16 protein-coding genes are annotated in these 21,418 nt (G+C 58.6%); 7 read left to right on the top strand and 9 right to left on the bottom strand.

Translation table 11 applies throughout. The features are described 5' to 3' along the window. The first annotated feature begins 20 nt into the window (after nucleotides 1-20). The 3 genes from BLS11_RS15230 to BLS11_RS15220 all read left to right on the top strand — a co-directional run bounded on the left by BLS11_RS15230 (nucleotide 21) and on the right by BLS11_RS15220 (nucleotide 3,304). On the top strand, nucleotides 21-365 hold the full coding sequence (locus BLS11_RS15230) for an L-rhamnose mutarotase (protein ID WP_092538650.1): 345 nt from the start codon (nucleotides 21-23) through the stop codon (nucleotides 363-365). An 89-nt stretch (nucleotides 366-454) separates the two neighbouring features. After that, nucleotides 455-1,453: an LLM class flavin-dependent oxidoreductase gene (locus tag BLS11_RS15225; protein WP_092538649.1), complete on the top strand. Its 999-nt coding sequence runs from the start codon at nucleotides 455-457 to the stop codon at nucleotides 1,451-1,453. Between the two features lie 117 nt (nucleotides 1,454-1,570). Then, nucleotides 1,571-3,304, top strand: a complete 1,734-nt coding sequence (locus tag BLS11_RS15220; RefSeq protein ID WP_092538648.1) for an alpha-L-fucosidase — start codon at nucleotides 1,571-1,573, stop codon at nucleotides 3,302-3,304. 15 nt (nucleotides 3,305-3,319) lie between these two features. On the opposite strand, the gene BLS11_RS15215 is transcribed toward BLS11_RS15220, so the two are convergent. The 6 genes from BLS11_RS15215 to BLS11_RS15190 form a co-directional block, all read right to left on the bottom strand. After that, complete coding sequence (locus BLS11_RS15215) at nucleotides 3,320-4,117, bottom strand: ATP-binding cassette domain-containing protein (RefSeq protein WP_092538647.1); 798 nt, start codon at nucleotides 4,115-4,117, stop codon at nucleotides 3,320-3,322. Next, nucleotides 4,114-5,073: an ABC transporter permease gene (locus BLS11_RS15210; RefSeq protein ID WP_217629024.1), complete on the bottom strand. Its 960-nt coding sequence runs from the start codon at nucleotides 5,071-5,073 to the stop codon at nucleotides 4,114-4,116. The genes BLS11_RS15215 and BLS11_RS15210 overlap by 4 nt, the downstream gene beginning before the upstream one ends. Nucleotides 5,074-5,163: 90 nt before the next feature. Then, complete coding sequence (locus BLS11_RS15205) at nucleotides 5,164-6,363, bottom strand: sugar ABC transporter substrate-binding protein (RefSeq protein ID WP_092538645.1); 1,200 nt, start codon at nucleotides 6,361-6,363, stop codon at nucleotides 5,164-5,166. A 96-nt stretch (nucleotides 6,364-6,459) separates the two neighbouring features. Further along, nucleotides 6,460-7,326 (bottom strand): amidohydrolase family protein, encoded by an 867-nt coding sequence (locus tag BLS11_RS15200; protein ID WP_092538644.1) that lies wholly within the window; start codon nucleotides 7,324-7,326, stop codon nucleotides 6,460-6,462. A 56-nt stretch (nucleotides 7,327-7,382) separates the two neighbouring features. Further along, nucleotides 7,383-8,480: a Gfo/Idh/MocA family protein gene (locus tag BLS11_RS15195; protein ID WP_092538643.1), complete on the bottom strand. Its 1,098-nt coding sequence runs from the start codon at nucleotides 8,478-8,480 to the stop codon at nucleotides 7,383-7,385. Further along, nucleotides 8,477-9,658 carry a mandelate racemase family protein gene (locus tag BLS11_RS15190; protein ID WP_092538642.1) on the bottom strand — a complete coding sequence of 394 codons (1,182 nt, stop codon included), beginning with the start codon at nucleotides 9,656-9,658 and terminating at the stop codon, nucleotides 8,477-8,479. Before BLS11_RS15190 ends, BLS11_RS15195 begins: the two co-directional genes overlap by 4 nt. A gap of 168 nt (nucleotides 9,659-9,826) precedes the next feature. Here BLS11_RS15190 and BLS11_RS15185 point away from each other — a divergent pair, with 168 nt between their 5' ends. From BLS11_RS15185 to BLS11_RS15175, 3 genes are all read left to right on the top strand, one after another. After that, nucleotides 9,827-10,600, top strand: coding sequence for an IclR family transcriptional regulator (locus tag BLS11_RS15185; RefSeq protein ID WP_092538641.1), 774 nt, complete (start codon nucleotides 9,827-9,829; stop codon nucleotides 10,598-10,600). A 651-nt stretch (nucleotides 10,601-11,251) separates the two neighbouring features. Beyond that, the gene (locus BLS11_RS15180) at nucleotides 11,252-15,385 is read left to right on the top strand and encodes a beta-galactosidase small subunit-related protein (RefSeq protein ID WP_092538640.1); all 4,134 of its coding nucleotides are present in this window, start codon (nucleotides 11,252-11,254) and stop codon (nucleotides 15,383-15,385) included. A gap of 1,161 nt (nucleotides 15,386-16,546) precedes the next feature. Next, nucleotides 16,547-17,956 carry a S8 family peptidase gene (locus BLS11_RS15175; RefSeq protein ID WP_092538639.1) on the top strand — a complete coding sequence of 470 codons (1,410 nt, stop codon included), beginning with the start codon at nucleotides 16,547-16,549 and terminating at the stop codon, nucleotides 17,954-17,956. A 132-nt stretch (nucleotides 17,957-18,088) separates the two neighbouring features. Here BLS11_RS15175 and BLS11_RS19085 read toward each other — a convergent pair whose 3' ends face one another. Further along, nucleotides 18,089-18,901, bottom strand: coding sequence for a helix-turn-helix domain-containing protein (locus BLS11_RS19085; protein ID WP_449404961.1), 813 nt, complete (start codon nucleotides 18,899-18,901; stop codon nucleotides 18,089-18,091). Nucleotides 18,902-19,250: 349 nt separating this feature from the next. Next, nucleotides 19,251-20,135 carry a hypothetical protein gene (locus BLS11_RS15170; RefSeq protein ID WP_092538638.1) on the bottom strand — a complete coding sequence of 295 codons (885 nt, stop codon included), beginning with the start codon at nucleotides 20,133-20,135 and terminating at the stop codon, nucleotides 19,251-19,253. A 132-nt stretch (nucleotides 20,136-20,267) separates the two neighbouring features. Between BLS11_RS15170 and BLS11_RS15165 the strand changes: the two genes are divergently transcribed. Beyond that, nucleotides 20,268-21,068 (top strand): DUF8054 domain-containing protein, encoded by an 801-nt coding sequence (locus BLS11_RS15165; protein ID WP_092538637.1) that lies wholly within the window; start codon nucleotides 20,268-20,270, stop codon nucleotides 21,066-21,068. 69 nt (nucleotides 21,069-21,137) lie between these two features. Here BLS11_RS15165 and BLS11_RS15160 read toward each other — a convergent pair whose 3' ends face one another. Next, entirely contained in the window at nucleotides 21,138-21,329 is a 192-nt protein-coding gene (locus BLS11_RS15160; protein ID WP_092538636.1) for a helix-turn-helix transcriptional regulator, read from the bottom strand. Nucleotides 21,330-21,418 lie beyond the last annotated feature (89 nt).

The following is a 21,418-nucleotide window of genomic DNA, read 5'->3' as shown; positions in this document are numbered from 1 at the left end:
CGGAGCGAGAGGACCGGATTATGGCACGCGATACCGAACGCGCTGTCTACGTCCAGCGCATCGACCCCGACCGCAAGCAGGAATACATCGACGCACACGACGACGTACCTGCCGGCGTGACCGATGCGATGGAACGTGGTACCGTCACGGAGTTCGAACTGTACGTTCGGGACGACTTGGCCGTTTGCGTTCTCGAAGCAGAGGATTTAGATACGTATCTCGACGCAGTTACGGACGATTCTGATGTCGAAGCGTGGGAGCGTCACGTCGCTCAATTCAAGCGAGAGGGTGTCAACGTCGACGCCCCCGAAGACGAGCAGATACCGTTCATGGACCGACTCTGGTCGTTTCGCCCCGGGGAGTAACCTCGAACGAAGTCGCTGATACAGAGGCACAGCGACCACCGTGTGTAGTCGTCCCTAAGCATTATCTAGCCGCGTACTAGAAGAGTCGTATGCAGTTCGACTGGATGATCCAGTGTTACGCAGGAGACGGTGTCCATCGGGATACGCCTCTGGTGGAGACACTGAAACGATCAGACGTCCTCGACGGGGCGGATACTGCCGTCGAAGCGGGACTCGACGGACTCTGGGCGCCCGACCACTTCATGCTCGGCCCCCACGCGCAGGAGTACGAGGTGTGGACGCTCCTCAGTGTTCTCGCCGAACGGACTGACGAGGTGGATATCGGTTCGCTCGTGAATTCCGTCACGTATCGCAATCCGGCGCTCCTTGCGAAGATGGCGACGACACTCGATATCCTCTCGGAGGGACGACTCCGTCTCGGACTCGGGGCAGGATGGCACGACGAGGAGCACGCGGCCTACGGGTTCGACTACCCCGACGTCGGGACGCGTATCGACTGGTTAGAAGAGACCATCCAGATAGTGAAGGCGATGTTCACCGAGGATCATCCCTCGTTCCACGGTGACCACTTCCAGATAGAGAACGCACTGAACGAACCCAAACCGGTCAGCGATCCTCACCCGCCCATCGTCGTCGGCGGTGCCGGACCGCGCATGCTGCGACTCATCGCGAAATACGCCGACGAGTGGAACGTCGAGATCAGCGCACGCGCTCGGGGAAAGCCAATCGAGTTCAAGGTACGGAAGTTCGAGGAGTACCTCGAAACCGAGGGGCGTGACCCCGACGACGTCGAACGGTCGTGGCTCGGACACGTCCTCGTCCGCGAGACCGAAGACGAGATCGCCGAGTACGAAGAGCGGATATTCCCTCTGCCGTGGGGCGAAGAGTCCGACATGGACGATCAACTCGAAGACGCCGCGGACGCACGAGAGAAAGGAGGGTTCCTCATCGGCACGCCCGCGCAGGTGGCAGAACAGATAACGGAGATTCGCGACCTCGGATTCGGCAAACTTCAACTTCTGTTCCTCGACTTCCCCGAGACGACGGGGATGGAACTGTTCGGCGACGAAGTGCTCCCCCAGTTCTAACGGTCAGTTTCGTCCCATCGTCGAATTCGGCTGACTCGTTCTCACACCGCTTAACTTCCATCTGTCTTCTACGTTAGGTTTTTGACCCGTGTGTGAGAGTGTCATTCGTGGTAGCCCATGGCTGATGAGAGAGAAGTATCTCACTCGAACGACGGAGACGCACAGCAGACGACTGATCTCGTGACCGGACTGTCCCGCAGGGGGATCCTCGCAAGTGGCGGTGCGCTGACCCTCGGATCGCTGCTCGGCGTCGACGCGGCCGGAGCAACGAGCGGGAAAGAGAAAGAAGACGGTAGAGAATCGGCACCCGAGACGATGACAGGGTTCGAGGAGGCGGTCGCCGAGACAACGGAGCGGGGACGACACGTCGTCGAGGAAGGCCCGTACGAACCCACGTGGGCGTCGCTCGGAGATGTCGACCCGACGCCGGAGTGGTTCCGCGACGGAAAGTTCGGCATCTTTTGTCACTGGGGGCCCTACTCGGTCCCGGCGTACGGTCACGAGTGGTACCCACGGCAGATGTACAACGACGGCCATTGGATTCACGACCACCACGTTGACACGTACGAGCGACCGGACGCGTACCCGTACCAGAAGTTTGTCCCCGAGTTCACGGCCGAGAACTTCGACGCCGACGAGTGGGCGGACCTGTTCGAGCGTGCGGGAGCATGCTTTGCCGGGCCGGCGGCCGAACACCACGACGGGTGGTCGCTCTGGGACTCGAAGGTAACGCCGTGGAACGCCGGCGACAGGGGACCGAAACGCGACTTGGTCGGCGAACTCTCCTCTGCGATTCGAGATAAAGGGCTCCGGTTCCTCACCACGTTCCACCACTCGTACAACCTGCGCGGCGAGGAGGGCTACTTCTCGACCGCGTACGAGAACTACCCGTCGGTGATGGAAGAGTACCCCGACCGAGTCATGTACGGGAATCTCCCCGAAGAACTGCGTCACGAGACGTGGTTCGCGAAACTGGTGGAGGCTGTCGGGCAGTACGATCCGGACCTCGTGTGGTTCGACTGGGGACTCCACTGGATGCCCGAGGCGTACCGCAAGCGCTTCCTGGCGTTCCACTACAACAGGGCCGCGGCGGAGGACCGAGACGTCGTCGTCACGAACAAGGACGACTCGCTGCCCCTCGATGCGAGCGTCGAGGACTTCGAGATGGGACGGCCGAAGACGGCACAGGAGCAGGCGTGGACCGCGGAACTGCCGGTCGCCGAGACGGGCGGGTGGGGGTACGTGGAGGGTCGCACGTTCTACTCCGCCGAGTTCATCCTCCACACGCTCATCGACATCGTGAGCAAGAACGGACAACTCCTCCTGAGCATCGGACCCCGGCCGGACGGGACGATAGAGGAGGCCGAACGCGAGCGACTGCTCTCGGTGGGCGAGTGGCTCGAAACGAACGGCGATGCTATCTACGGGACGCGCCCGTGGGAGGCGTTCGGCGAGGGCCCCACTCGACTGGAGGAGGGCGGCGACTTCGTCTCGGACATCGTGTACACCGCCGACGACGTTCGATACACGTGCGATCCCGACACTAACTCCGTCTACGCCATCGTGATGGGGTGGCCCGGGGCGGGCACGCTCACGCTCGCCGGGACGGCGGTCGAGAACGCCTCGGGTGCGTCGTCGACGCAGTCGGAGGATGAGGATTCGTCCGGGAAGCCGAAGGAGGGTGAGGTGACGCTCCTCGGGTACGGACGCGTCTCCCATAGCGTGGACGACGACGGACATCTGACGATCGACGTCCCCGGCCTCTCGACGGGGGAGCGACCGAGCAACATCGCGGTGACGTTCGAACTCTCCGGTTTCGACCTCTCGCCGACGGACGCCGCGCACCGATAGCGCTGCGACCGTCACTCACTCGGGGCGGGTACCGGTGGACATCATGTGGACCAACGCGTCGCGGTCCACCTTCGTAGGATCCGCGACGTCGACGAGACGACCCTGATAGAGGACGGCGATACGGTCGGCCAGCCCGAATATCTCGTCGAGACTGTGGCTGACGATAACGACGGTTATCCCCTCTGCCCTCAGCTGTCGGACCGTCTCGTGGACGAGTTCGGTCGCCTCGACGGAGAGCGCGCTCGTGGGTTCGTCGAGGATGACGAGATCGGGGTCGAACGCGAGTGCACGAGCGATGGCGACGAGTTGCCGTTCGCCGCCCGAGAGGAACTCCACCTCGGTGTGGGCGTCGATATCGTCGCGGTCCAGCCGTTCGTCTAGGAGCCGTTCGGCCTTTCGGTACGTTTCGTCCCAGTCGACGATCGAGAGCGGTCCGAACCCCCGGGTGGGGAACTGGTCCATGTAGATGTTCGTCGCCACGTCCAAGTCGTCCATGAGCGCGAGGTCTTGGTACACTGTCTCGATACCGTACCTGCGAGCGTCGTCCGGATTCGAGAACGAGACGGCCTGCCCATCGACGTAGATAGTGCCGTTGGTAGGTTCGTGGACGCCACAGAGCACCTTCATCAGCGTCGATTTCCCCGCGCCGTTGTCGCCGACCATCGCCAGAATTTCCCCGTCGCCGATGTCGAGTGTGATGTCTTCGAGGGCGACGATGCGGCCGAAGTGCTTGTCGACGTTTTCGATGCGGACTTTGGATGTCCCGGTGTCGCTTGCCGCCCCGGTGTCGGTGACTTCGTCGGCGTGGCTCACGTCGATCCCCCGGAGAGGACGCGGGTCCGAATGCTCTCTTTCATGTTGTACAGGAGGATGGCGACGAGCAGAACGATGCCGTTTGCCATCTCGACCTGTGCGGCGGCGACTCCGCTGAGGTTGAGTGCGGTCTGGACGATACCGAGGAGCAACAGGCCCCCGAGCGCCCCGGAGATGAGCCCGCGGCCGCCGAACAGGCTGATTCCGCCAATAACCGCCGCGGCGAACGCGGGAAAGACCATGTTCTCCGCGATGTCGGGAGCGACGATGGTGGTGTATCCCGTGAGTATCAGCCCCGCTAGTCCGGCGAGAATGCCGCTGATGGCGTAGACGGTGATGATGACGCGGTCGGTGTTGATGCCGACGGCGCGGGCCGATTCCTCGTCGCTCCCGACGGCGTACACTGACTGTCCGAAGTTAGTGTACCGCATGACGAACGCGAACGCCGCGAACACGACCACGAGGATGCCGATGGCGAGCAATGACTGCCCACCGAGGTACAGGTACGCCTTCGGAAGCCCCGTTACGGGCTGGGTGTTCATCGCCGTCTTGGCCCCGCTGAAGATGATGAGGAACGCCAGCGTCTGCAGGAACGGGTTGACGCCGAGTTTGGCGATCATGACGCCGTTGAGGACGCCGATGAGCCCCCCGACTGCGAGGATGAGGACGATACCCGCGTAGGGGTTGGCGACGACGCCCCAACACGACGCACAGTCACCGATCACCATCCCCGTGAACATCGCCGAGAATCCCGCGATGGCCCCGATAGAGAGGTCGAAGTGCCCCGTGAGAAGGCAGATGCTCTCGGCGAGCACGAGGAGGCCGAGCGGTACGGACGAGTAGAGTACCAACTCGAACGACCGGAGGTTAGCGAACAGTTCCGGCACGAGGACGGCCGTGACGAGGATGGCCACGACCAGTATCGGCCAGATCATGTGCTCTAACAGCACGGGCACGATACGGCTCGTTCGATCCGAGTTATGAGACGTGGTGAGCGACATTGTGCAGAGTCGTGTTGATGTCCTTCGTGTCGGTTGTCGGTCGGACTAGTTCCATATGTTCCCCCAGAGGTACGGGGCTTCGGCGTTCTCCTGCGTAATGACGATGCCGTTCGTTTTGACGTGGGGGTGACCGTCTTTCTGCTCGACCGTCGCCGGAGCCCAGATGGGTTCCGACCAGAGCTGCACGCCTTTGTGCTCGACCGGCTCGAACGAGTAATCCTCCGCGGTGAGTTCCGTTCCGGGCTCCGGAATCGCATCGTCGCCGTTCTCCCAGTAGTTCTGCATCTGCTTGATTGCCAGCGGGATGTAGAAGTAGTTGGGCTGGTCGACCGCGGCGTCGATCTGTCCGGAGCCGATCTTCGGGTTGACCTCCGGACCGCCGTCCAACTGCGTGAGGACGACGTGGTCGGCGTCGCCTTTCGGTCGGACGAGTCCCTGTCGGTCGAGTGCGGTGTAGGTGCCGAGTCCGGACGTCATGTTCGAAGAGTAGATCCCGTGAGGAACCTCGTTCCCGTTGAGCCACGTCTGCACTTTCGACAGAGCGGTGCTCCGCGTCCAGTCGGTCTGTACCGTGTCGACGATCTCGACGTCGTCGTGTTGCTTGATGGTCTCCAGAAAGCCGTTCGTCCGCCTGTTGGACGCGCCGAAGAAGTCCCCTCGCACGTTGAGGATCCGGTACGTGTCGACGTCGGGTTTCTGGTTTCCGAGCGCCTCGTACATCTTCTCGGCGCAGGTCCTCCCTGCGCCGTAGTTGCCGAACGCGGTGAACGATTTCACGGCGGACGTCGGCGCGTCGTTGTTGGCGGTGAACACGGGGATGCCTGCGTCGGTCGCCTCCTGTATCACGCCGTTGAGCGACTCGTTCCACGGGACGAGCACGATACCGTCGTACTCCTGGTTGACCATCTGCCGCACCTGCGAGATCTGCTTGGCGGCGTCCTGTTCGTGGACGAACGTCTCCAGTTGGTACCCCTGCTGTCGTGCGTAGAGTTTCCCGGCCTCGAAGAACGCCGTGATCCACGACCCACCGGCCCGGTGCTGAGAGATGCCGATCCGTTTACTGTCGGCGGAGCCGCCGTCGTCGCCCCCGGTCGCTCCCCCGCTTCCGCCGGTCCCGTCGCTCTCGGTCGAACCGGAATCGGTTCCGCCTGTTCCGCCTTGTCCGCCGGAACAGCCCGCGAGAGCTGTCGAAACCGCCGCTCCACCGGCTATTTTGATGAAGCTACGCCTGTCACTGTAACGCATGCACGAAGAAAGATGACCTGCTATCTTAAATCTTTAGCATAGATTGGGATATTCCGGGCATCAGAGGCCACAGACCCAGGGACGAGTCGTCGACGATCAGCCACGAAGTCGTTCGAAGGTCCGGTACGAGAGGAACGCCCGGTCGCGGGCCGAGAGGAACGGTGCGGCCTCCAGCCACGAGAGGCAGTCCTCGTACGACGCCCAGTCGTCCATCCACGGATAGTCGGACCCCGCCAACAGTCGCTCCGCGCCGAACCATTCGAGGAGACGCCGAACGTACTCGTGGAGGTCCTCGTACGGCCAGCCCGACTCGGCAGAGCGCGGGAGCGAACTCACCTTGACCCACACGTTGTCGTGTTCGGCGATGTCGGCGAAGTCGGTCCACGGTGCTTCGTCGGGCGACGTCGTCTCGTCCGGCCACGCCATGTGGTCGACGACGAACGTCACGTCGGGGCGGTCGGCCGCAAGTCGCTCGATCATCGAGAGCTGTTCGCCCTTCGGGAACACGTAAACGTGGGCGTCGAGCGACGCTACCTCGTCCCAGACGGGTTCGAGCCGGTCGTCGAGAATCCACTCGCCGGTCCGGTCGAGATCTGTAGGGATCGGTTCGTACGCAAGTGCAGCGTGCATCCGGACGCCGAGCATCCGCGGGTGGCCGGTTACCCGTCGCAGTCGGCGTCGGACCGCCGCCTCGTCGCCGAAGAAGTCCACCAGCCCGACACCGTAGAGGCGATCGGGGTGGGCCTCGATGCTCCGCATCGTGTACTCGTTGGCCCGTTCCCCCCGACCGTACAGCGGCGTCGTGACTATCACGCTCTGGTCGACTCCGACTCGGTCCATGTCGGCTATCAGATCGGCGTGGGTGTACGCGCCGTTCCACCCCGGCGGCAGCACGTCCGCTCGCCAGGGTAGTTCGGCGGTGTCGGCTCCCCACGCGTGCGTGTGTGCGTCGATGAGTCGCATGCCTAGCGACGGCGACGTGGACCGACCGCATAAACGTTGGTGCGCGTCTATCGGCGTCACCAGGAGGTGACGCTCACGTCCTGTAACGGCCGTTCGAGCGGAATCTCCACCTGTCCACCCGTGTAGTGCGAAAGGTAGATGCCCACGATGATCTCAAGCGAGCGAGTGGCCTCGACGCCGGTCGAATGGTTCTCGGTTCCGCCGTCCACGAGATCGACGACGTGTTCGGCCGCGTTGGTGAACGAGTTCGCGTAGTCGTCCTCCCACGTCCACGACCCCTCGATACCGGGGAGCGACCGCTCGACGTGCTCGCCGTCCTCCAAGGACCAGTAGCGCCACTCGCCATCGTCGTTGTTCATGTAGAGTTTGCCCTCCGAACCGATGAAGTTGAGCGTCATCGACGAGGACTCCCGAGGGACCGTACAGTCGATGGTAGCGAACGTCCCGTCGTCCATCACCACGAATCCGCCGCCGCCCGCGTCGTCGACGGACTGATCCGCGCCGAGGGAGTCCACCGCCTCGTTCTCGCCGTTGACGTAGCCGCCGATAGTCCGCGCTCGCGCGTCGAGCAGGTAGACCAGCGTGTCGAGCAGGTGCGTGGAGTTCCGGAGGAGTTCCATTCGGAACTGTGCCGAGACGGAGTGTACCTCGCCGAGCAGGTTCTCCTCGTGAACGAGTTCGCGGAGGCGCCGGAGTTTGTCGGTGAAGCGGAACGAGTGGTTGACGACCAGTTCGGTGTCGGTCTCTTCGCACGCTTCGATCATCTCGTTCGCGTTCGTCACCTCCGAGGCGAGGGGCTTCTCACACCAGACGACCGACGGTGACGACTGAGAGCGCACCGCGTCGATCACGTGTCGGTGGTGGAGAAACGACGGGGTGCAGACGGAGATGACGTCCAAATCTTCGGCCGCGAGCATCGCCTCGTGTCCGACGTATCGCCGGTCTAGCGGAATCCCCCACGCCTCACCGAACCGTCGCAGTTTCTCGTCGTCCACGTCGGCTATCGAGACGAGTTCGACGCCCTCGGCGGCGTCGTAGCCGCCGGCGTGACTCGCGCGTATCTTCTCGCGCCCTATCTTCTCCTCGTCGTGCATGCCGAGGATACCCATCCCCGCGATACCGCCGGCACCGATGATTCCAGCTTTGTAACTCATGACCCCTCGTAGGTGTGGACGCTCCCCGTCTTGTTCCGCTCGATGTAGTCCCAGTCGTACTCGACGCCGAGGCCGGGACCGTCCGGAACCGGAACCGTTCCATCGTCGTCGACCGCGTCCATCGTATCGGAGTACTCGCCATCGTAGACGGGCGGTGTCGTGTTCTCGCAGTCGGGGTGGACCAATGCCATCTCGTAGTAGTTCGTGTTGCGGATGGCGGCGATGCAGTGGCGCTGTGCGGGCCCGGGAGCGTGGAACTCGACGTCCAGCCCGAACCCCTCCGCCACCCGCGCGATCTTCATCGCACCGGTGATGCCCGCGTCGTACTCCGGATCCGCGCGCAGGAAGTCCGTCGCGCCGTTCTGGACGAAGTCGGAGTGCGATTCGAGACCTCGCACGTGTTCGGTCTGGAGGATGGGGGTGGCGAGTTTATCAGCGAGTTTCCGGTGGGCGTGTTGAGAGATGCCGGCGTCGCGGAACGGGTCCTCGTACCAGAAGAACCCCTCCTCGTCGCAGGCGCGACCGACGGCGAGGGCGTCGGCGAACGTCTCGTACTCGCAGGCCGGGTCCAACATCAGATCCATCTCGTCGCCGACTCGTTCTCCGACCGCGTGAACCGCCGCGATCTCTCTGTCCAGTTTGCGCGAGACGTCGCTGCCGCCCCAACCGTGTATCTTGAACCCGTCGAAGCCGGAGTCGCGGCACTCTTCGGCGAAGTCCGCAAACGCCTCCGGGGAGTCCAGTCCGCCGTTCTCGTCGCCGTGGTAGGTTGACGCGTACGCCGGCAGGCGTTCGCGGTACGTGCCGAGTAGTTCGTGGATAGGAGCGCCGTAGTACTTGCCGGCGAAGTCCCAGAGGGCGATATCGATGGGTCCGATACCCATCCGGTCGTACTTCCGTAGGGCGCGCTTTATCTCTGACCAGTGCTTCTCGCGTTTTAACGGATTTTTGCCGATGAGGTAGTCCGCAAACGTGTTCCACTGGGCGGCGCCGGGCGAGTTGCCTCCGACGTACTCGCCCGTGATTCCCTCGTCAGTGTGAACCCTGAGCGCGAACAGTTTCCGGACGGTGGTCTCTCCCGGTTCGTACACCAAGTTGAAACCGGCTTGATCCGTTCCGATGTCCTCGAGTGGGTATTCGAACTCGACGCTTTCGATCCGGGTGATCGTCGGTCCCATATGTCCCTCCAATTGGAATAGTCACGGTAAAAGTATACCTCTCGGAGTGCTATCGGAGGAATACGGCGAATCGTGATACCTCACCGACTTGCCTGAGACCACCGCACCCCGACTCGTTCGTCAGTAATGAACATAAGTTATATAATGACGACCGTCACAACAAGTAGCATGGGCAAAAACGTCAACCGAGCGAAAAATCCGGTGAAGTCCGCGCTGACGACGCTCAGAATCGTCGAAGCGCTCAAAGACCGAGAAGGAGCGCGGGTCACGGATCTCGCGCAGGATCTCGATCTGCCCAAGAGTAGCGTCCACAACTACCTGAGCACGCTCGAACAGGAGGAATACGTGGTCAAGTGTGACAACCGCTACTACGTCGGGCTCAAGTTCCTCGATATCGGAACTGAAGCCCGAAACAGGCTCTCGATACACGACATCGCGAAACCCGAGATGCAGTCGCTCGCAGAGCAGACGGGTGAACTCTCGAATCTTCTCGTCGAAGAACACGGGAAAGGGGTTTACATCCACCGTGAGGTGGGTGAAGACGCGGTGCAGGTCGACGCTACCACCGGCCAGCGTGTGCACCTCCACAACACCGGACTCGGGAAAGCGATTCTCGCGCATCTCCCTCCCGAACGCGTCGAGGAGATACTCGACCGACACGGGATGCCAGCGACGACGGAGAACACCATCACCGATCCCGAGAACCTGTTCGATGAACTCGCCGAAATCCGAGACCGAGGGGTCGCGTTCGACCGGGAGGAACGCCTGAACGGACTGCGCTGCGTCGCCGCGCCCATTCTCGACCAGGAGGACGAAGTCGTCGGTGCGGTGAGCGTTTCCGGCCCTCGGAGTCGGATGTCCACCGAACGGTTCAGAGAGGACATCCCGACCCTGCTTCGGAACGCGGTGAACATCATCGAACTCAACATCGCTTATCGGTGATCGCCGGGCCTATTACTCGACGACGGCCGCTCTCTATCTATCGCAAATTTACCGCCGATCGTCCGTCTCTTGACGCCCCTGTTTTCCAGGGACGAACAGACCAGATCCCGGCGTTCAGCACGTCGAAGTTGGGCGCCTTTGTTCATCTATGAGTAACGTGCAGCACTCCTGAACTGTCCGTATCGATGAAAACAATCAGAAATCTCAGATAATATGAAATATTACTTTTTTCCTCGGAATGGTAGTCTGTATGTATTCTCATATCTGATCTGGGTTGTAGTTTTACAAATCCGTTCCTTCTCCTTCTGTTCGTTGCTGACGAACTAATTGTCATTATGAAGAACGCTCAAGCTGGTTATTGTAAACAGACGGGTAGTGAGAAGAAGGCGAAAGCGTTCCGTTACGAATCTAAGGCTGTAATGGAACGAGTGGAAGTTTCCGTACTATCTACTTACCCCGTGAAGCTGTTTCTGAGAGACGAAGAACTGTTCGACTCTGACTATCTCTCGGTTTCTCTCTGCTCTCTCGTACGCCGTAAAGCGCCATCCGCGATCCAGTAAGAAAGTTCACTTTAAATCTACGTAGATTTAAGACAGTGGACTAACATTATCGAAGCGCTCCCGAGAACGCCACGAGGGGGCGAAATTACCCATGAGCGAGCAATCACCCTCGTCGACAGATAGCGATAGTGCACCGTTCGGATCGACGCGGAGACGGTTCCTGCAGGTCACCGGGTTGGCGGCCGCCCTCCCACTCGCCTCGGAGGGGACGTCTGCCGCATCCGTCCCCGCGACCACCAACGGACCGGGACGTATCGAGAACCTCTCGGCCTACTTGGAAAACCCCGAGCGATTCGAGGAGAACCGAGAACCGACCACGGCTACGGCGGCGATGCCGTACGAGTCCGCGCAGGCGGCCCGCGACGCCGACGTGAAGTTCGCACCGTTCGAAGAACGGTTCGCCGAGTCGTCGTACGTACGCCTCCTAAACGGTGACTGGAACTTCCAGTTTTTCACCAATCCGGGACAGTTGCCCCCCTCGTTCGACCACGATAGCGGGAACTGGGACACCGTCGCCGTTCCCGAACCGTGGCAGACACAGGGGTACGACGAGCGCATTTACACTAACTGGCGTCCGACGTGGATCGGCTACTCCGATGCGCTCGCGATGGAGTGGTCCGAGTTCAACGACGCGTTGAACCCACAAGCAGGAGACGGGAAACTGAACATCCCCGGTGTCGGAGACGAGAGGCCCGACCCGGTCGGCGTCTACAACCGAACGATTTCGATTCCCGCCGAGTGGGACGGCCGCGAACTGTTCGTTCGGTTCGAGGGCGTCAAACAGGCCGCTTTCGTGTGGATTGACGATCGGTACGTCGGCTTCCAACAAGGGTCGATGACTCCCGGCGAGTTCGACATCACCGATTGTGTTACCGCCGGTCGCGACCACGAACTCACCGTGCAGGTGTACCGGTGGTCCGACGCCGAGGCGCTAGAGTGCATCGACATGCACAAGTACGCCGGTATCTACCGGAGCGTCTACCTCTACGCAACGCCACAGGTTCACCTACGGGACTTCGACGTTCGGCAGGAACTCGACGACGAGTACCGCGACGCGACGCTCTGCGTCGACGCCGAAGTCGCGAACTACGGCGACGACGAGGCGGGCGCGTACACGGTTCGCGGCGTCCTCCGCGATCCGGACGGCGGGCGAGTCACGACCCTCTCGGGGACGGGACAAGCCGACGGCGACGGCTTCGTAACCTCGATGGAGACGTCCGTGGAGAATCCGAAGAAGTGGACCGCAGAGCATCCGACTCTCTATACGCTCACCCTGGAACTCGTCCGCGAGGCCGACGGCGCCGTGATGGAGGCCTCTCTCGAGAAAGTGGGGTTCAGAGAGTACAGCGTCGACCGCGGCCGCCGCGGCGCGCAAGTTCGGGTCAACGGACGGCCCGTCAACGTCAGAGGCGCCAACCGACACGAGGTCGACCCGGAGACGGGGCGCACGGTCTCTGCCGACCTGATGCGGACGGACATCGAGTTGATGAAGCAGTTCAACCTCAACGCCGTCCGTACGTCCCATTACCCGAACGACCCCACGTTCCTCCGTCTCGCCGACGAGTACGGGCTTTACGTCGTCGACGAGGCCAACTGCGAGACGCACTGGAATCAGCCCGTTCTCGCATCGACGACGGCGTATCACGACCAGGCGGTCGCGCGGTTCCGCCGGATGCTGCTTCGCGACCGCAATCACGCCTCCGTGTTCGCGTGGTCGACCGGGAACGAGGCCGGCACCGCCGCCGAACACCTCCACATGGCCGGTCTCGGAGTCGGGTCCGACGACGAGTACGTTCCGACAACCACGGAGGAGACGCGACTCCCCAAGACCGACAGCGTCGAGACGTTCGAGAAGGACGTCGAGGGTCTCGCCGGGGACCGCCTCCTGTACCATCAACCCAACATCGGCGGGTGGGAAGTCGAGTTCTGCGACATGCTCGGTCCGCGGTACATCGACGTCGAATCGATGGTGAGTCTGGCGGCGGACGGCCAGTTAAAAGACAGCCCCAGATTCGGCACGTACGATTACGGTGACCCGACTCGACCGATCGTGATGGGCGAGTACAACCACGCGTACGGGAACAGTCTCGGGCTAGTCGACCGATTCTGGAACGAGTACATTCAACCGCCGGTCCGACTCGCCCGGGACGCGTCGGGTCACGGGAACGAGGGCACGGTCGTCGGTGCGCCGGCCGTTCACGACGCCGCGGACGGCGCGTCGCTCACTCTCGGACCCGACGACCGGGTGACTGTCGAGTCGCCGCCCGACCTCACGTCGTCCGATGTCGAGTTCTCGGTGGCCGTCTCTGTTGCGGGACTCGACACCGACGCCGCGGTCGAACTCGCCTCGAAGCGCGGCGCATTCCGCTTGGTCACCAAGGAAGGTCGCTTCGTATTCTCTGTCGGCGGTGGCGCGGCATCTGTCGCGGGGCGGGTCCCATCGTCGTTCACTGACGACAGATCGCATACGCTCGTCGCCGTCTGCCGCGCAGACTCGCTCGACCTCTACCTCGACGGGTCGCGGTTGGCTCGAAGCGAGCATTCGCTCTCATCGGTCGATGGTGGGGACGCACCACTTCACATCGGCGGTGAGACGTCGGGCGACGAAACCGTGGCCTACGACTCCGTCAGCGTCTTCGACCGCGCGCTCTCGAAGGAGGCGGCGGCGTCTCCGACCGCCGCAGAGGCCCCCGTACTGGCGTACACGTTCGAGTCGCTCCTCCGAGACGCCAGTCTACAAGGCGGGTTCATCTGGGAGTGGAGCAACCAGTCGCTGAACGCGACCACCGACAACGGGCAACAGTACCAGTTTTACCACCGCGAGGGACCGGCCGGGAGCTTCTGTCTCAACGGGATGGTTTGGGCGGACCGGCGAGTCCAACCCGAACTGTGGGAACTCAAGCAGTGCCACCAGCCAGTGAAGGTCGCCGCACGAGACCTGACCGCGGGTGAGGTGTACGTCACGAACCACCACGCGTTCACGTCGCTGAGTGAGTTGGACGCCCGGTGGGAACTCGCGTGCGGCGATCAGACGGTGCAGTCCGGCGAACTCTCGCTCGATATCCCGCCGGGTGCGACGCGTCCTGTGACTCTCGACGGGTTCGAGACGCCGTCTTCGGACGAACCCGGGGCCGAGTACACGCTCACCATCTCCTTCGCACTCTCTACTTCGACCCCGTGGGCAGAGCGCGGTCACGAGGTGGCGTTCTCGCAGTTCGAAGTGCCGGTCGACGTGCCCGAACCGAAGACGGTCGACGTCGCGGAGATGCCGACGGTATCGGTGGCCGAGACAGACGGCTCCGTGGTCGTGTCGGGCGAGGGATTCGAGTACACGTTCGACCGCGAGGCGGGAACGCTCGCTTCGATGCGTGCGAACGAGACGGAACTCATCGAGCGCGGCCCGCTGTTCAATTTCTGGCGCGCCCCGATCATGAACGAGTCGACGAGTTGGGGCGGGAACGTGGCGGAGACGTGGCGCAAGCTCGGATTGGACGAGATACAGTACGCGGTCGAGTCGGTCGACATTACGCGTGCGAACGACTGCGTCGTCGACGTGACCGTCGAGGGCCGCGCCGTCGGCGACGCCGACTCCGACCCCGGCTTTGCAACGACGTATCACTACCGTGTGTTCGGAAACGGGGCCGTGACCGTCGAGGTGGCGGCAGAACCGAACGATCCCCTCGTCGATGGAATCGGGGAGTCGGAGTGGCTCCCGAAGGTCGGTCTCCAGATCGAGGTAGCCGACCGGTTCAGCACGTTCGAGTGGTACGGCCGTGGTCCGGAGGAGACGTACCCCGATCGGAAGTCGGGGATGAAACTCGGTCGGCACGCTGGATCGATCGACGACCAGTTCGTGCCGTACGTCCCCCCGACGGACAACGGCAACAAGACCGAAACTCGCTGGGCGGCGCTCACGGGCGAATCTACGGGACTCGCCGCATTTGCGGACGAGGAGCCGATGAACGTGAGTCTCAACCAGTGGTCGAACCTCGCCGAGGCCGACTACGTGTACGAACTCGAAGACCGAGGGTCGGTCGCGTTCAACCTCGACCACGCGGTAACGGGAGTCGGCGGAACGCCGGTTCCTCCGTTCGAGGAGTATCGGGTGCGGCCGGAGCCGATTTCGTTCTCTGTCACCCTCCGACCGGTCACAGACGACTCCGATCTGATGGAACTCGCGACCCGGCGACTCCAGAAAGGGGACCGTGAGGAGAACACTGATTGACGGGAACTGAGCGGCCGATACCGCTCGCCGGTTCGTATTTCGACACCCACGCTTCCCAACTGGAGCGTGTGGACGTGCATCGATCCACGAGCGACGAGAGAGAGTTCGCGACCCGCCCCGGTCGCATTCGAGAGCGAGAGCCCACGCTAGCTACAGAACATCGTCAGGGCCGGTGTCTCCTATCGCATCCGTAGCTTGGTCGATGGGTGGATAGAACTCGTCGGCCGTGACTGTGTCGATGTACTGGAAGAGGAGGGTGATAAACGGGGAATTTAGAATAGGCTATACAATTAATAATATGCGTGATATTGTACCTTCGTCCCGATACGACGCGACCGAAAGCGCAAACTGTACTCGATTAGCTCCAACTCAAAGACGATAGTTCTTCCACAGTCGAAACCGATACGGGCTATACTCGGACAAGCTATGGGGGTTAGCCCTGTTCGTAGAGTTGCGACAGCTCTCTACGAGATGTACGAGATAGAATATTAGGTTGAGCACATTTTCAAATACTATTCGTATGATCTCAGGAAAACTGGTGTCGTAGGCGAATATATTCCCAGTGTGAAATGATACACGCAGGAAAGATGTATCTATCACGGTATGAGGGATGAATTTAATATGATTAGCTAGGTTGGGTGAAGGTACCCAGCTGCAGTATCGATGGAAATAATTGTATGGGTGTGTACAGGAACCAATTTCATATGGATACTGACAAAAGTCTCCTAGCAGTTGGACTCAATTTACTCGAAATAGAATATTCATTGACGAAGGCGAGTGCTGGACGGTATTTTGTGATTTTATTTAATACTGGAAACTGGTCGAGACAAGGATCTCTAATCACCCTCATTATCAGTATTTGACTAATTCCAGTTCAGTTGGAACGTCTTCATGTTTTGCGGATTATTTTAATGTTACAGTACTATGGTTGTAATGCCTGCACTAGCCTAACAGCGCATAGTCGTTGCAAGGTTCAGAAGGGATTTGCTGCTAATCCGAATCCTGTATCGCCTCACGAGGCCATGCAAGCGATACGAATCCTACCCGGACGTCACCGCTAGTAGTCGGACACGTCTCAAGGAATTTGCAGTACGTTGGATATTCCCTCTCTATTTTCACCAAATGACAAAAATTTAAAAGTGATAGATCGAATATGAAGACGTGACACAACATAGTCGGCGAGCGTTCCTCCAGGTTATCGGAGCAACCGGAGTGATTGGCTTTGGCAACCGTACAGTAAGCTCCCGAAGTCATAGATCACGGTACTTAGTTGACCTTCAGGAGGTATCTCGCAACGACCTTCCCTCAAGAACAACGATTATTCACGATCTCCCCGAGATAGATCTGCTAGTTGTGAGTGGGGACCGATCAAAGCTAGAGAGAGGCACAGCTATGGTCCCTGATCTTGAAGTTACCCAGGATAATGCTGGGCCCGCAGCGGAATACGCTGGTCCCTCGACTGAGACGAAGTGGGAAAATCACAACCACGACGGACCTGCGAAGAATACTGAATTCCAGTGGGACAAACGAGTGCAGAATGTTGGTGATCTCACCGATAAACCCGGTGGAGGTAAGTTCATTCACGATGTAACAAAAGGAGAAGGGACACGAGTTGCTGTCATCGACGATGGTGTATTCGATCAACATCCCGATCTCACGTCTGTAGTGAATGAAGACTTATCTGAGAACTTCACTTCTGACGAATACGACTTCCGTCCCAATGGCGCAGGGTCGCATGGTACTCACGTGGCCGGTACTATTGCAGCTACAAACAGCAATACTGGACCAACCGGTGGGGTTCTCGGAACGGCACCAAATACAGAAATCGTTGCTCTCCGCGTTTTTTCAAACGCTTGGGGAACAACTGGAGATACCCTTGCTGCAATTATGGCCGCAGCAGACAAAGGATGTGACGTAGCGAATATCAGTCTTGGATTCTCTCCTTTCAACCCCGGATACTATGCATCGTTCATCAGAGAATCGTATCGTCGAGTGGCCGACTACGCGAAGCAAAACGGGATGTTGATCGTGACTTCCGCAGGTAATAGTGCCGTAGACATTGGTAAAGAAGACATTGTGAGTCTCCCATCGGAGGTTGATGGGATATTTAGTGTCGCTTCGACTGGCCCGATTGGATTTGGTTGGGGAGACAAGCACGATAACAACGAGCAGAAGTGGCTCAAAGGGGATCGATTAGAAAAACCGTCAACGTATCCGAGTGAATTTACGAACTACGGGGACGGTATTGATCTCAGTGCATCCGGTGGTAATTACGTACCCGGGTCCCGAGACACGAATCCTAAAGCGCATCTCGATTACGTGTATTCGACGATATACAAGCGAACTCAGTCGGATGAGATCGTTCCGGCCTATGGATGGAAAGCGGGCACGTCGATGGCTGCTCCACAAGTAGCGGGTGCTATAGCTCTGATACGTTCTCTTCGTCCCCGAAGCACTCCAGACGAAGTAACTGAATATCTCAAAGAGACAGCAGTTAGTGGGCCGGGGGGCTCAAAGTATCACGGAGCCGGTCATCTTAATCTTAAGCGACTTCTGAAAAGGATCCACTAAAGAATATATTGTATTTTTCGTATCTGGCTCGAAAGCAGCGTTTCCGACGCTCTTGAACCTCGATGTGAATATCGTATACGAAGCGGATTCAGAGTACCGAGCAGGAGATTATTCCCCGTGAACCATACTGAGCTACACAAGGGCGTTGTCCCTTTCGACTACTGCCTTGATCGACTCGTATCGCTGATTAAGCCAGTTGGATAGCTGATTTGTACCATCTGAGACTACGATACTGCTCATCCGCATCTCCTCATTATACGTGATTAATGATGCATTGTCCGAAGTCAAGCAGATACCGTACGTCGGTAATTCGGTGGCACTGAGCACTCTATGGCTTTCTGGTTCTTTGAGAGAATCGACTACTGATTGTTCAACGATTCTAAACGCACTTTTTCTACCTATGAATTCAAGTTCTTTCAGCGGCTCTCGATTGTCGAGAGCCGAGAGCAGACGTGGATTCAATGACGGTGTATATATCTTAACCACATTCGAATCGTCAATAATACCAATAAGAGTATTTAGAGGCAAAAAAGGAGTGCTCTGGCTGCTGGTTCTTATTTCGTTATTTTCTATTGCTTCAGGGGTTAGATCGATATCCTCGGGAAGCCTTGAGAGGACAGATTTCGCCTGTCTCACTTTTTCTACTTCTTCAAACAGTGAATCAAGCAATCGCTTCAACCGACTGCCAGTAGGAGTAATCCGGTATTGGTTCGACGTAGATTCTTCATCGACCCAACCCCGTTTCACTAATTCTCGGATATTTCGACGGAGAGTCGTCCGATGTGAGTCGATGGTGTTTTGTAATCCATCGGCTGTACGAGGACACTGCTCCAGCGCAGCAAGAATACGATATCGGTTCGGAGAGCTGGTAAAGAACTGGAGTGTATCGTACTGTTCCTTTCTTTGTGACGGTGTCGACGAGCGTGTCAATTCTCTTTTTGTCATCTGATCCTATATGATTCTCTTTCCCGTAGAGTATAAATTCACCGCTGGTATTCTGCACAAGGATATCCGTCCTACTCTCACCACCAGAGAAGGCCGTGCTCAGGAAATTAATTATCTACTGAGTAGGGCGGATCACCAGGTAGAAGGAATCATGCCGCTCTCTGAGACAGTAGACGACTAGTTTGATAGTAACGACCTCCGAGATCGCTATCCTTCGTCGACAAACCGGCGTGCGGTCCGCCTGTAAGCTGTCGCTCCGATCGCATGTGGGAGATGTCTCTTAACCTCTTACAACAATTTGAACTACTACCCATTCTTAAAATTAAGGGACCGAGGGATGGTGGTCCAGTTAGGAGAGACAAACGCCGAATGCTTGTGCACACTCTACACCTGCGACTCCAACACAGACCCCTTGGAGACAGGCAGCACAAGCGACTGCACCAATACCGGTCGGAGCACCAGCACACGTTCCTGAACACGCTGCACACCCTGCCCCCGAGGCGAGACAGTCTCCAAGGGCCGGACCACAGTTCTGCTCCTGCGTTCTGATCTGCGGGCTCAGGGTTGCGCTCTTTTGATTGATGGAGACATCGACTCCCAGTTCATCGGTGGTACTGTCGAATTCTTCCTCGAAGGTCAGGTTGAATGAATGAGCCGACTCGTCGCTCTTCGTGATGAGGAAGTCGTCGATATCGGATCCAGTAGTAACCATCGCTTCGTCGTCGATGTCGGCTATTTGCCCGACAATCTCACGCTCTTGACTCGTCGCGGACCTTCGAAAGACCACGTCATCTTCTTTGCCGAGGAGTAGAGGGTCACTTCCGCTCGGGAAGTCCTGATATTTGTCCGGTAGCTCGTTCTGAACCGAACCTTTGAGATCGTTCCCGAAGTGGAACTGTGCACTCTCCTGATTGTCGACCTCTGCATAGATGATCTTCCCGAACTCCACAGAGATCGTCACCAGTTCTAGCTCTGAGTTGGATCCGTCCAGTTGTTGGACTTGATGCTTCGCTTCGCCTAGTTCTGGGTCGTTGAGTTCGTCGAGAATGGATTGGACGCCTGGCGAGTGAAGAGCACGTTCCAGATCCGAATCAGTCGCTTGCTCCGCTGCAGCGACCTGCGAACCCAGTGCCCCAACTGCGATACTGGATGTGCCAACAGCCTTGACGAAACTACGTCTATTTAGCGAACTCTTCGTCTCCTGCGGTTTGTCTCTATCGTGTTCTTTCGACATGCTGCAATTGAAAATTAGACGGTTTCAGTATCAATGTATTCCATGAGTAAAACCAACCATTGAGGCATGTGCGAATATCACTCGCTGAGCAGACCATGCATTAATATTCGCCTGACCGTTTTGCTACGTACGATGTCAGTCCAACGGCTTCGACAACCGGAGTACACCGGAAAAAACCGATGTACTCCCTGCACAATCGTTAATACCGCAATCGCAATATTCATAAGTGTTCTCGCATCAATCATTTCGCCGGTCCTCGGGCCAACCGTGTTTCTCGCTTCCATGCTTACTATCTACCTGCGCGGGTATCTCGTTCCGGGTACTCCAAAACTTACCAAGCGATACGTTCCGGACGGGGTCCTTCGCTGGTTCGACAAGGAGGCGCCGAACCGATCCTCTGACACAGAGGTCAGAGTGAATCCAGAAGCTGTATTACTAGAGTGCAATGCCGTCGAACCCACCGAGGACGGGACAGACCTCGAACTCTCTTCGAGTTTCGAACAATCATGGCGCAGTGGAATGCAGTCCGTTACAAACCCTGGTATCAATGAAATTAGAAGCACGATAAGCGGCGTCAATAACCACTTGAACTTTGAGCAGAGCGGTGATTCGGTTATCGCTCATAAAAATGGCGAAGTGGTCGGTCAGTGGGATTCTACAGCAGCGATAACTGCTGACGTTGCTGCTGCGAACGAACTCGTGCAGCGGTCACCGAGTTGGAAGAAGATGACCTTCGCCGAAAAGGCGAGAATACTAATGAGTCTCCGCGTTTTCCTTGAGAAATGCCCTGCCTGTGAAGGTGATATACGGCTTGAAGATGATGTTGTGGAGTCGTGCTGCCGATCATACGATGTCATCGCGGCATCATGCACGGCGTGTGACTCACAACTCTTCGAAACCGAGTGGAACGAGGAACTCGAAGCGACTGCTTGACCCTTCTCACTTGTTCGGGCTTTACGATGGTCTAACGTAGAGCGTCATATCGAGAAAAGCTATCGACAGTCATTCCCGTGTAAAAAGGTCCTCTACTGAACAGTCAAAGTATTCTGCAAGCTTGAATGCAAGGTCGAGTGAAGGGTCATAACGTCCCGTTTCGATTGCATTAATCGTTTGCCGGGTCACTCCGACCTCTTTGGCGAGCTCTCCCTGTGTGAGGTCCCGCTTCGCACGATATACCTTCAATTCGTTATTCATCTGTCACTTATGTACCGGTAATAGACGAAATAAAGAACATAGATCACCGTACCTGCGGAGAAATAGATGGTAGATACGTTCTCTCTAGG

It is taken from the genome of Halopelagius longus (genome assembly GCF_900100875.1).
GTDB classification, from domain to species: Archaea; Halobacteriota; Halobacteria; order Halobacteriales; family Haloferacaceae; genus Halopelagius; species Halopelagius longus.
This window is presented reverse-complemented; position numbering and strand designations above follow the sequence as displayed.